Source organism: Streptosporangium sp. G11 (genome assembly GCF_051192615.1).
Classification (GTDB): domain Bacteria; phylum Actinomycetota; class Actinomycetes; order Streptosporangiales; family Streptosporangiaceae; genus Streptosporangium.
Window position 1 is genome coordinate 1 of the sequence record NZ_JBPJUQ010000149.1, and the last position, 10,106, is coordinate 10,106.

General features: G+C 70.4%; 11 protein-coding genes. 5 read left to right on the forward strand and 6 right to left on the reverse strand.

The features are described from left to right. Positions 1–668: 668 nt before the first annotated feature. Both ACSDR0_RS47650 and ACSDR0_RS47655 read right to left on the reverse strand, forming a co-directional pair. Complete coding sequence (locus ACSDR0_RS47650) at positions 669–1,691, reverse strand: zinc-dependent alcohol dehydrogenase family protein (RefSeq protein ID WP_435295614.1); 1,023 nt, start codon at positions 1,689–1,691, stop codon at positions 669–671. Further along, positions 1,688–2,359, reverse strand: coding sequence for a pyridoxamine 5'-phosphate oxidase family protein (locus ACSDR0_RS47655; protein ID WP_435295615.1), 672 nt, complete (start codon positions 2,357–2,359; stop codon positions 1,688–1,690). The genes ACSDR0_RS47650 and ACSDR0_RS47655 overlap by 4 nt, the downstream gene beginning before the upstream one ends. A 236-nt stretch (positions 2,360–2,595) precedes the next feature. Between ACSDR0_RS47655 and ACSDR0_RS47660 the strand changes: the two genes are divergently transcribed. Next, entirely contained in the window at positions 2,596–3,540 is a 945-nt protein-coding gene (locus tag ACSDR0_RS47660; RefSeq protein ID WP_435295616.1) for a sugar phosphate isomerase/epimerase family protein, read from the forward strand. Between the two features lie 29 nt (positions 3,541–3,569). Here the strand turns inward: ACSDR0_RS47660 and ACSDR0_RS47665 are convergent, their stop codons facing one another. Then, on the reverse strand, positions 3,570–4,787 hold the full coding sequence (locus ACSDR0_RS47665) for an FAD-dependent monooxygenase (protein ID WP_435295617.1): 1,218 nt from the start codon (positions 4,785–4,787) through the stop codon (positions 3,570–3,572). 94 nt (positions 4,788–4,881) lie between these two features. Here ACSDR0_RS47665 and ACSDR0_RS47670 point away from each other — a divergent pair, with 94 nt between their 5' ends. Then, a complete protein-coding gene (locus ACSDR0_RS47670; protein WP_435295618.1) occupies positions 4,882–5,820 on the forward strand; it encodes a TetR family transcriptional regulator in 939 nt (312 codons plus the stop codon). 97 nt (positions 5,821–5,917) lie between these two features. On the opposite strand, the gene ACSDR0_RS47675 is transcribed toward ACSDR0_RS47670, so the two are convergent. Both ACSDR0_RS47675 and ACSDR0_RS47680 read right to left on the reverse strand, forming a co-directional pair. Continuing rightward, positions 5,918–6,490, reverse strand: coding sequence for an HAD-IA family hydrolase (locus tag ACSDR0_RS47675; RefSeq protein ID WP_435295624.1), 573 nt, complete (start codon positions 6,488–6,490; stop codon positions 5,918–5,920). Positions 6,491–6,743: 253 nt separating this feature from the next. Beyond that, positions 6,744–7,265 carry a CGNR zinc finger domain-containing protein gene (locus ACSDR0_RS47680; protein ID WP_435295619.1) on the reverse strand — a complete coding sequence of 174 codons (522 nt, stop codon included), beginning with the start codon at positions 7,263–7,265 and terminating at the stop codon, positions 6,744–6,746. Between the two features lie 71 nt (positions 7,266–7,336). On the opposite strand from ACSDR0_RS47680, the gene ACSDR0_RS47685 reads away from it, so the two are divergent. The 3 genes from ACSDR0_RS47685 (at position 7,337) to ACSDR0_RS47695 (ending at position 9,363) form a co-directional block, all read left to right on the forward strand. After that, positions 7,337–8,209: an alpha/beta fold hydrolase gene (locus ACSDR0_RS47685; protein ID WP_435295620.1), complete on the forward strand. Its 873-nt coding sequence runs from the start codon at positions 7,337–7,339 to the stop codon at positions 8,207–8,209. Positions 8,210–8,299: 90 nt separating this feature from the next. After that, on the forward strand, positions 8,300–8,746 hold the full coding sequence (locus ACSDR0_RS47690; protein WP_435295621.1) for a RidA family protein: 447 nt from the start codon (positions 8,300–8,302) through the stop codon (positions 8,744–8,746). Continuing rightward, positions 8,680–9,363, forward strand: coding sequence for a DUF2637 domain-containing protein (locus ACSDR0_RS47695; protein WP_435295622.1), 684 nt, complete (start codon positions 8,680–8,682; stop codon positions 9,361–9,363). Before ACSDR0_RS47690 ends, ACSDR0_RS47695 begins: the two co-directional genes overlap by 67 nt. Before the next feature lie 229 nt (positions 9,364–9,592). Here ACSDR0_RS47695 and ACSDR0_RS47700 read toward each other — a convergent pair whose 3' ends face one another. Next, positions 9,593–10,048, reverse strand: a complete 456-nt coding sequence (locus ACSDR0_RS47700) for a 3'-5' exonuclease (protein ID WP_435295623.1) — start codon at positions 10,046–10,048, stop codon at positions 9,593–9,595. Positions 10,049–10,106 lie beyond the last annotated feature (58 nt).

Here is a 10,106-nt window from a genome sequence, read left to right on the forward strand (position 1 = left end):
AACACCGTGTTGTCCACTAAGAACGCTGTTCCACCCACCACCGCGAACTTCAGCGGTTCACGGTGCTTCAGCGCAAGCGCGTGCAGCGGTTCCGGTAATTTTGCGAGTACTGCGTTTGCTATTCGGAGCACCCCGGATCTTCTCACCAGTCGAACGCCCTGGTAACAAGATTTACGGACACGGTTTGTCCGGCTGGAACCGTACCTGACGACAAATCCGCGTGATCATGTGCTTTGATAACGCTCCGTGATGTCGGACTTACGGGATTTTTGTGATCCGTGAGGCGTGCCGCAGATTCGTACGCTCCGGATATGGCGGGACAAGACGTGGTCGAGGCGCGTCACGGTCGCGAGGTTCCCATGGCGTTCGTCCGGTACGCGGACGAGTCCGTGTGTGAAATCCCCTTCGCTCGGCTTAGGCTGGCGGATTTCGCGGAGTCGGTGCCGTGGCGGCGTGTTCGAATCCATGCATGGGGAAGCTCGTTACTCGGGTGGTCGTAGGGATGTCGGAGCCCTCGCCCTTGCGCGCCCGCTCGGCAGCGGCGTGCACGTCGTCGGCCAGGGCGGCCAGGGCGGCCAGGGCGGGCAGGAGATCGACGGCTTCGCGAAATGGCCGCCTGGTGTTGTCGGCCTTGGTCTCCTCGTGCCGTACGGGAGAAGGGGCGTGCGTCAGGGTGGGGGGAGCGTCAGGACGGCGGCGCCCTCGACGCGGTCCGCGGCCAGGTCGGCGAGGGCGCGGTCGGCCTCGGCCAGGGGGTAGGGCACCGTCGTCACCCGGGGCGGGTGGAGTGCGGCCAGTTCCAGGTAGGCGCGGCCGTCGGCGCGGGTGTTGGCGGTGACGCTGCGCAGGGTGCGCTCCTGGAACAGGTGGCGCTGGTAGGTCAGAGCCGGGATGTCGCTGAGATGGATGCCCGCCACCGCCAGGGTGCCGCCCCGGTCCAGGGCGGCCAGCGCGACCGGCACCAGCTCGCCCACCGGGGCGAACAGGATCGCCGAGTCCAGCGGTTCGGGCGGGGCGTCCGCGGCGTCGCCCGCCGAGGCCGCGCCCAGGGCCAGGGCCAGCTCCCTGGCCCCGGCCGAACGGGTCAGCACGTGCACGGTCACGCCCTGGGCGATGGCGATCTGCGCGGTCAGGTGCGCCGAGGCGCCGAAACCGTAGACGCCCAGGCGCCCGCCGGGCGGCAGGTCGCTGCGGAGCAGGGCCCGGTAGCCGATGATCCCCGCGCACAGCAGCGGCGCGAGCTTCTCCGCGGGGGTGTCGCCGGGGAGCGGGTAGGCGAAGTCCTCGGGAACGGTCAGGTACTCGGCGTAGCCGCCGTCGGCGTCCCAGCCGGTGTAGGTCGAGTCGGGACAGAGGTTCTCCGCGCCCCGCAGGCAGTGGCGGCAGTGCCCGCAGGTCGAGCGGAGCCAGGCCACGCCCACCCGGGTGCCCGGCGCCAGCCGGCCGGCGTTCGGGCCGGCGGCCACCACCCTGCCCACGGCCTCGTGGCCGGGCGTGGTCCTCGGGCGTCGCGGCCGGAGATCGCCCTCGGCGAGGTGCAGGTCGGTACGGCAGACCGCGCAGGCCTCGACGCGGACCAGCACCTCACCGGGCCCGGGGGAGGGGACCGGGACGCGGACCGGCCGCAGGGGGCGCGAGGAGATCGGCCCGGGGCGGGTGACGACCCAGGCGTCCATCTCCGCGGGGATCACGGGTCGCGGCGGATGCGACGGCCGGTGACCTCGGTGGCGGCGATCCTCACGTACAGCTCCCGCTCACCTCCCGCCCACGGCCGGACGCCCAGCGCCGCCAGGGCGGCCCGGTCCTCTTCCGAGGAGACATGGTGCACCCCGCCGCGCACCAGCACGCTCCAGCCCTCGCGGCCGGCGTCGTCGATCCGGTCGACCTCGAAGGCGACCTTGGACTCGACCCCCTGCACCCCGGTGCGCAGGGTGTCGTCGAGCGGGCCGCCGAAAGCGGTGCGGAAGATCACCGAGTTGCCGTGCAGGGCGTAGTTGACGGGCAGGATCACCGGCCCGCCGATCTCCTCGAAGGCGATCCGCCCCACCCCGCCGGGGGTGATGAGCCGCAGGCACTCGTCCCGGTCCAGCTTCTCCAGCCCGGACGGGGCCGGTCGGCACCGTCCGGGCGGCAGGTCGAGGTCCCCGCCGACCAATTCCTCGGGCCTGGTGTCCAGGGCGGTGGCCACGCGGTTCACGGTGCCGGTGTTCGGCGAGGCCACGGCGTCCTCCAGGTAGGCGAGATAGCCCGGATCGATCCCGGCCCGCCTCGCCAGCTCGTCCCGGGTGAGGCCGAGGTCCTCGCGTCGCCTGGCGATCCGGCGGCCGAGGTCGCCCGGGGCCGATACGCGTCCTGTCATGCGATTCTCCAGCTGAGAAGGTCGATGTCGCTGCGAGTCCGGGGCTCCTCCGGCTCCGCGCCCCCCGATCGGCATCACCTGAGGCCTCCCCTCAGTCGCGCGACCCTAATCCGGTGCGGCGGATGACTCGCCCCGTGGTCTCGCGCGGTGGAGCCCCGTCACCGCGAGGCTGCGTGGCGTCTACGATGAACCTTCTCGGGAAGCGCTTTCCGAGTGGCGGCAGGGAGGAAGCCCCGATGAGATTGGCGTTCAGCACGCTCGGCATGCCCGGGCAGGGACTGCGTGAGGCCGTCGCGACGGCGGTGGAGTACGGGTGCGCCGGCCTCGAACTTCGCCTCCACCCCGACACCGGGGTCCACGCCGGGCTCTCTCCGGCGCGGCGCGCGACGGTCCGCGCCTCCTTCGCCGGGTCGTCGGGTGACCATCGGGAAGGGGCCGGGGCGCGAGGCGACGGCCCGAAGGACGCCGGGGCGCGGGGCGATGCTCCGAGGGGGATCGGAGTGCCGGGTGACACTCCGAAGGATGCCGGGGCGCTGGGCGACGGTCCGGAAGGCGCGGGGAACCCCGCCGGCGGCCCGCCCGGTGCCGCCCGCCTGGAGATCTCCGCTCTCGCCGGATACGTCAGGATCGCCGCGGCGGGGCCCGACGAACCCGTCGTGCGGGCTCTGCGGGACGACCTCGTGCTCGCCGCCGACCTGGGTGCCCCCGCCGTACGGGTGTTCCCCGGGGGAGAGGACGTCGAGGCGGGGGCGCGGAGGCTGCGCGCGGTCGCGGACCTGTGCGGGGAGTCAGGGGTACGGGTGCTGGTGGAGACCCATGACGCGATGCCGACCGGCGCCGCGGTCGGGCGGCTGCTGGACGCGGCGGGCGTCCCCGAGGCGGCGGGCGCGCTGTGGGACGTGCTGCACCCGTGGCGGCACGGTGAGGAGCCCGCGAAGACCCTGGCGGCGCTGGCCGGGCATCTGGCGTACGTGCAGATCAAGGACGCGGTCTCGGCCGGCGACACGACCCCGGTGCCGATGTGGGCGGGCGGGGTTCCCCTCGACGAGTGCGGCGAGTTGCTGCGCGGTTTCGACGGCTGGGTCTCCCTGGAGTGGGAGCGCACCTGGTACCCGCAGGTGGCGCCGGTGGAGGAGATCCTCCCCGGAGCCCGCGAGTGGGTCGCCCGCTTCTCGGCGTGACCGTCCGCCACCCGTGCCCGGCGGAATCGTCAGGTGAGCCCGGCCGGCGGCACCGTGGCGAGGGGGCCCGGCCCGTAATCCTCGAGGACGGGCGTCCTGCGGGGGAGGAGGCTCGCCAGCCGGTTCGCGACGATCAGCGCGCCCGACAGCGGGGCCAGCAGGTTGCGCACCCGGATGGCGGACGCGCTGCCGGGGACGAGCAGGCCCGCGCCCTGGGAGACACTCGACTGGCCGCGCTCCACAACCTTGCGATGCTTCTCCTCGTAGCGGGCGAACGCCACGTGGTGGTCGCCCGCGGCGGCGTGGAGCTCGCCCGCCAGCACGTACGCCCCCAGCATCGCCAGGGTGGTGCCGTGCCCGGAGAGCAGCGCCGGGCAGTGGGCGGCGTCGCCGGCCAGCGTGACGCGTCCGCTCGACCATCGGGGCATTTTGATCTGGCTCACCGAGTCGAAGTAGAAGTCGGGCGCGGACGTCACCTGCGCCAGAAGGTCCGGCACCCGCCAGGAGGCGTCGGCGAAGGCCTCCGCCAGCACCCGCCTCTGCCGGTCGGGGTCGCGGTGGTCGTCGCCGTGCAACTCGGGGTGGCGGAACACGAAGATCGCCGTGGCCCGGTCGAGGTAGCTGTAGACGCCGGCCATCTTGCCCGGTTCGTTGTACATCACCACCTTGTCGTGCAGGCCCATCTCCTTGCCCACGTCGGCGGCTGCGACGTAGTAGCCGAGGTGGTGGATGAAGCGCGCCTCCTCGCCGAGGGCCAGCGCGCGGGTGAGCGAGTGCAGGCCGTCGGCGCCGACCACCAGGTCGAAGCGGCGGGTGCCACCGCTCTCGAAGGTGACGTCCACCCCGTCGCCGTCCTCCTCCATCGTGCTGATGGAGTCGCCGAAGACGTACTCGACGTCGTTTCGGGTCACGTCGTGGAGGATTCTCACCAGATCCCCGCGGGGCAGCTCGATGCCGCGATTCGGGAGCGCCCGCGAGTCGATGCCCGCCCGCCGCCTCCCGGCGCCGTCCACGAACGACAGCTCCGTCATCTCCACCCTGGCCTGCCGCAGGCTTGGCAGGATGTCCATCCGGCGTGCGACCTCCACCGCCGGGTCGAACACGTCGATCGGGTATCCGCCCTCGCGCGGGCTCGGGGCACGCTCGACCACGACGGGCCGGAATCCGTGGCGGGCCAGCCAGTACGTCAGCGTCGGACCCGCCGCGCTGGCCCCCGAGATCAGGACATCCCTGTTCTTGGCCGTCATCTCATCCTCCATGGCAGGGAATTACTGACCGTCGGTCAGTAACGTCACGGTAGGACACTGACCCGGGGTTAGGCAAGGCGCTAGACTTCGGGGCGTGAGCGACAAGCGCGGCGGAGCCCGGCCCGTGAGCGAGGAACCGGCGGCGGAGAGTCCCGTCTCCGGCACCCGCGAAAGGATCCTGGAGGCCGCGCGGGAGCTGTTCGGCCGGAACGGCTTCCAGCGGACGTCGATCCGGGAGATCGCCGAGCGGCTCGACCTCACCAAGACGGCGGTCCTCTACCACTTCTCCGCCAAGGCCGACATCCTCAGCGCGCTCGCGGAGCCGCTCCTCGAGGACCTGGAGTCGGCGGTCGCCACGGCCGTCCGGCCCGATCCGGAGGAGACGCGCTGGGTGCTGCTCGAAGGTCTGCTGGACGTGCACCTCGCCCACAGGGGCTCGCTGCGGATGATCCTCCAGGACGTCGCGCTGTTCGCGCACGAGTCCGTGTTCCAGCGTTTCGTCGAGGCCATGACCACGGCCAACCACATCGTCTCCGGCCCCGACCCCGACCTGCGCGAACGGGTACGGGCGGCCCAGGCCATCGCCATGCTCAGCGACCCGGTCATCATCCTCGCCGACGCGCCGACCGAGTCGCTGCGGCGGGAGGTGCTGGCGGGCGTGCGCCGCCTGTTCCCCGACGCCGTGCCGCCCGCTCGTGCTGGATCATCCGCCGATGCCGATGCCGATGCCGTGGCTGTCGCCTCCGCCGGTGGCGGGCCGTCCGTCGGCGACGGGCCCTCCGCCGATGCCAGCCCTTCCGTGTCCGGTTCTTCCGTGTCCGGTTCTTCCGGGACCGGGCCGCCCGCCGGAGGCGGAGCGACGACGCGTCGCCGAAGGAGCGGCAGGCCCGGCGCGATGACGCCCGAGATGGTCGAGGCCGCCCGGCGGATGGACGCGGCCGGCTCGCACACCATGGCCGAGATCGCCGCCGCCCTCGGCGTGTCCCGCGCGACGCTCTATCGCTACCTCTCGCCACCGGCTAAAGAGTATTGAGATATATTCTGAAACATATTTTGAGACAGTCAAGGCGGGATGACAGCACCGTTCCGCCTTGCTGCTGGCCGGTGGAAAGCCGGTGTGACCACGGCCGTCAGCCCGTGCCGGGGAGGGAGGGCCACTCCGGGTAGAGGAGGGCGTTGATGCCGAGTGCCGCCGCGGCGCGGACGTTGACGGCCCGGTCGTCGAGGAAGGTGACGTCGCCGGGGGCGGCGCCGAGGCGGCGCAGGACCTCCTCGAAGATGGCGGGGTCCGGCTTGGTCAGAGCCAGGCGGCAGCTGTAGAAGAGGTGGGCGAACGCCGCCGACCAGGGGGCGTCGTCGATGGCCGCCGCCAGCGGCTCGGGGGCGTTGGACAGCAGGGCGAGCCTGTGGTGTCCCGCGAGATCCTCGATGGCGCGCAGGCTCCGCGGGTTGAGGTGGAACCAGCTCGCGACGTCGGCCGCGTTGAGCTTGGCGACGAGCGGATCGTCGTCGGCGAGTGTCCTGCCGGCGACCGCGCTCCAGTAGGAGTGGGAGGCCTGGCCCCTGTCGTAGGCTTCGCGGTGACGCCAGTAGCGGTCGCGGAAGGTCGTGTGGTCCTGGCCGATGAGCTCCGCCATGGCGGTTGTCGCGTCGAGCGGCTGCGGCAGGGAGATGACCTCGCCGTAGTCCAGCAGCATCCACATGGTCACGGGCTCTCCTCGGAATGGTCCTGCTCCGACGGCTCCGGTGTCACCCCTCGTCGTGGCGGGTGGGCCCCGCGCCCGGCCTCGGCGCGTCTCGCGCCCGGTGGGACGAGGATGATCAATGATCGTTCGGTGGCGTTCCGGAACCCTTTCGTGTTCATTCGATCGTACTTCGTGTTCGATTGCAAGATGTGGATCTCGGTCGCCACGGTGTGAACGGGGCCCGGCGCTCCTCGGCCGTATGCCTGCCAGGTCAGCCGTCGCCGTCCCGGCCTGTCGCGCGCCGGTGGTGCCGCCGTGCCTTGAGGCGGTTGCCGCAGGCGGCCATCGAGCACCAGCGGCGGGTGTTGGCCCGGCTGCGGTCCACGAGGAACAGGCGGCAGTCGTCGTTGGCGCACGGGCGCAGGCGGCCGGGCAGGGTCTCCTGGAGATGGGCCCAGGCCAGCACGCACCGGAGGCCGAACAGGTCGGCGGAGCCGGTGCTCAGCTCCCAGTGCACGCCGTCGTCGTCGATCGACGGGGTCTGCGACACCCCTTCGAGAAAGGGCTCCAGCGTCCGGGCGGACTCCTCGCCCCTGACGACGCGGGCGACCGCGTCCCTGACGCGGCGGGCCGAGGCGACGGCGGCCGGTGAGCGGGGCAGGTCGCGCTCGCCCAGCCACCGGTCGGCGGCGTGCGGGTCCTCCAGCGTGTCCGTGGGGACGCCGTCGACCACGGGGGCGGTGTTGAGCAGGTCCAGGAGGAGGTCAACATCCCTTATAACCACCTTGAGCATGTTGACAGGTTAGCAGTGATGGTGCTTCGCTAGCCATGAGTAACTCCCTCAACGACTCAAAGGGGTTAGACATGGATGAGCGGACCCACTACCGCACCGTCGTCGTGCGCGGGCAGGAGATCTTCTACCGGGAGGCCGGAGACCCGGACGCGCCGGTCCTGCTCCTGCTGCACGGCTATCCGACGAGCTCCCACATGTTCCGCGACCTCATTCCGAGGCTGGCCACCCGGTACCGGCTCGTCGCACCCGACCATCTCGGCTTCGGCTACTCCGCGGCGCCGTCCGCGGACGACTTCGACTACACCTTCGCGAACCTGGCCGAGATCACCGCCGCCTTCACCGAGCGGCTGGGCCTGTCACGCTTCGCCATGTACGTACAGGACTACGGCGCGCCCATCGGCTGGCGGCTCGCCGCAGCCCATCCGGAGCGCGTCACCGCGATCGTCACCCAGAACGGCAACGCCTACCTCGACGGGCTGGACGAGGACTTCTGGGCCCCGATCCGGGCCTACGGCACCGATCCCTCCTCGGCCACCGAGGCTCCCATCCGCCGGTTCCAGACGCTCGACGCGATCCGCTGGCAGTACACCCACGGCGTGCCCGACGAGAGCCTCGTCAGCCCCGACACCTGGCTCCACGACGTCGCGCTGCTGCGGCGTCCGGGCAACGCCGAGATCCAGCTCCGGCTCACCCGCGACTACGTCACCAACATCGATCTCTACCCGGCCTTCCAGGAGTACTTCCGCGCCAGCCAGGTCCCGCTGCTCGCCGCCTGGGGAGCCCACGATGAGATCTTCAGGCTAGGTGGCGCCACGGCCTTCCAGCGCGACCTGCCCGACGCGGAGATCCATCTGCTTCCCGCCGGTCACTTCGCCCTGGAGAGCCACGGGGCACAGATCGCCCGGCTCGTCGACGACTTCCTCGGACGCGCGCTTCCTCGCTGACCGCCGATCCCCGACCGCGTGACCAAGGTCATGGGAAGGAAGGATGGGGCGCGTCAAATGACGCACGACCCCGTACGACGAGGAGAGCCGATGATCCGCCGATGGAATCCCCCGGGCCCGGCCGCGCCGCTCGGCCGGTACAGCCACCTGGCCACCGCGCCCGCCGACCACGAGCTGCTGATGATCTCCGGTCAGGTCGGCGTCCTGGAGGACGGCACCCTCGCGGGCCCGGACGCCGAGTCGCAGGCGCGACAGGTCTTCGCCAACATCGAGAGCCTCCTCCGCTCCGCGGGCGCGGGCCCCGAGCACCTGATCAAACTGTTCACCATGCTCTCCGGCACCGAGCACCTGGCGGGCTCGCGCGCGGCGCAGGGCGAGGTGTTCGCCAGGTGGTATCCGCGGGGGGAGTCGAACCAATTGCACACCACTTCACCCTCACCACGAAGTTCCTGTTGGGACAGGGGTGAACGGTGGAACCGAGCATCCTTGCGGTCCGCAACATTCAGCGCACGACTATCGGCGGGGTCGTACTGCTAGCCGGAATCGCGGCCATCGTCTCTTTCCGCCACATGCATGAACTGTGCCTGCGTCATGGTGAAGACCACTTCGCGGCGGTGCTCATCCCGCTCGCGGTGGATGGCGCCATCGTCGTCGCTTCGATGTCCATCCTTCTGGCTAACCGGTACGGCTCCCGCGGCGGCGTACTGGCCTGGAGCCTTCTCGTGGTAGCCAGCCTCGCCAGCCTGGGTGCGAACATCGCGGTCGCCGAGCCCAGCATGATCGGCCGGATTATCGCTGCTTGGCCGAGTGCCGCTCTGATCGGCAGTTATGAGCTGTTGATGTCCCAGGTCCGTCGGCTGTCAGTGACCTCGAGTCGTGTGCAGGACCGCGAGGAGACTCTATCGGCCAAAGGGTCAGACGTTCCTGAGGTTGGAGTCGAGATGTGTCGCGATCTGGCTCTTCCTCTGTACCGAGCAGGGCGCCCTGACATCGAGATCGTGAACATGCACCGCGCTGCCTGGCGTTGGGCGCAGGAGAACCGGCGCCCGGATGGAGCTCTTCCGTCTGGGAAGGTCATCGCTACGCAGTTCTCGCGTAGTCCTCGTTGGGGACGCTGGATCAAAAACGCTGGTTTGGCGGGGGATCTAGGATGATGCTGTCGGCTTCGATGATCGACATCCGGTAGGTCGGATCCGGAGGGTGCATCCCGCGTGCTTCCGGAGGACAGTCGGGTCCAGGCGTCGGCTAGCCCGCGGGGTGACCGATCTCAACGATCTGCGATCCGACGGCTGAAAATCCGTCGGCACAGTACGACCAGCAAATACCACCGCAATGCTTAACCGCAGCTCAGCTCCCGTGACCCTGATATTCGAGCGGCGCAGGTTAGACATCGGGCCGCGCCTGGGCGGTGACCACTCGCTCAGTGATGCCCGCCTGGTCGAGCAGCGCATAAAGGTCAGCGATTCCGCCTGTGCGGGCCGTTGACGACGTGCTGGTGAAAACCAAACGCTGGGCCGCACGGGACAGCCCGACGAAGAACGCCGATGTCGATCCGTGTACGTCCTTAGCGTGCGCCCACCACTGATCGTCGTCGAGGCCGAGGAAGAAGACGGTGTGGTATTCGAGGCCCTTGCTGCGGTGGACGGTCAGCAGGCTGACGGCGTCTGCGGCCTCGTACTCTTCAAGAAGGGCCGGCCAGCCAAGCGCTGGATCGGTGACCTGCTGGAGCCGGGCGTGAACGGACTCGAGGATGTCCGGGAGTTTTTCGCCGCGGCTGTAGCGGCTGAGGGCGTCGAATCCGATCGCGGCCACCACCCGCTCTAGTGCTTCGTTCCTCAAAGCAGGTAGATAAACCGACGTCGACGGCGGCGAGGCTCAGGAGCCGGACGGCCCCAGA

Excerpts from the sequence above, each read along its gene's own strand:
- ACSDR0_RS47655 (WP_435295615.1), bottom strand. The coding sequence starts at position 2,359 with ATGACAGGACGCGTATCGGCCCCGGGCGACCTCGGCCGCCGGATCGCC.
- ACSDR0_RS47660 (WP_435295616.1), top strand. The coding sequence starts at position 2,596 with ATGAGATTGGCGTTCAGCACGCTCGGCATGCCCGGGCAGGGACTGCGT.
- ACSDR0_RS47665 (WP_435295617.1), bottom strand. The coding sequence starts at position 4,787 with ATGACGGCCAAGAACAGGGATGTCCTGATCTCGGGGGCCAGCGCGGCG.
- ACSDR0_RS47675 (WP_435295624.1), bottom strand. The coding sequence starts at position 6,490 with ATGTGGATGCTGCTGGACTACGGCGAGGTCATCTCCCTGCCGCAGCCG.
- ACSDR0_RS47680 (WP_435295619.1), bottom strand. The coding sequence starts at position 7,265 with ATGCTCAAGGTGGTTATAAGGGATGTTGACCTCCTCCTGGACCTGCTC.
- ACSDR0_RS47685 (WP_435295620.1), top strand. The coding sequence starts at position 7,337 with ATGGATGAGCGGACCCACTACCGCACCGTCGTCGTGCGCGGGCAGGAG.
- ACSDR0_RS47690 (WP_435295621.1), top strand. The coding sequence starts at position 8,300 with ATGATCCGCCGATGGAATCCCCCGGGCCCGGCCGCGCCGCTCGGCCGG.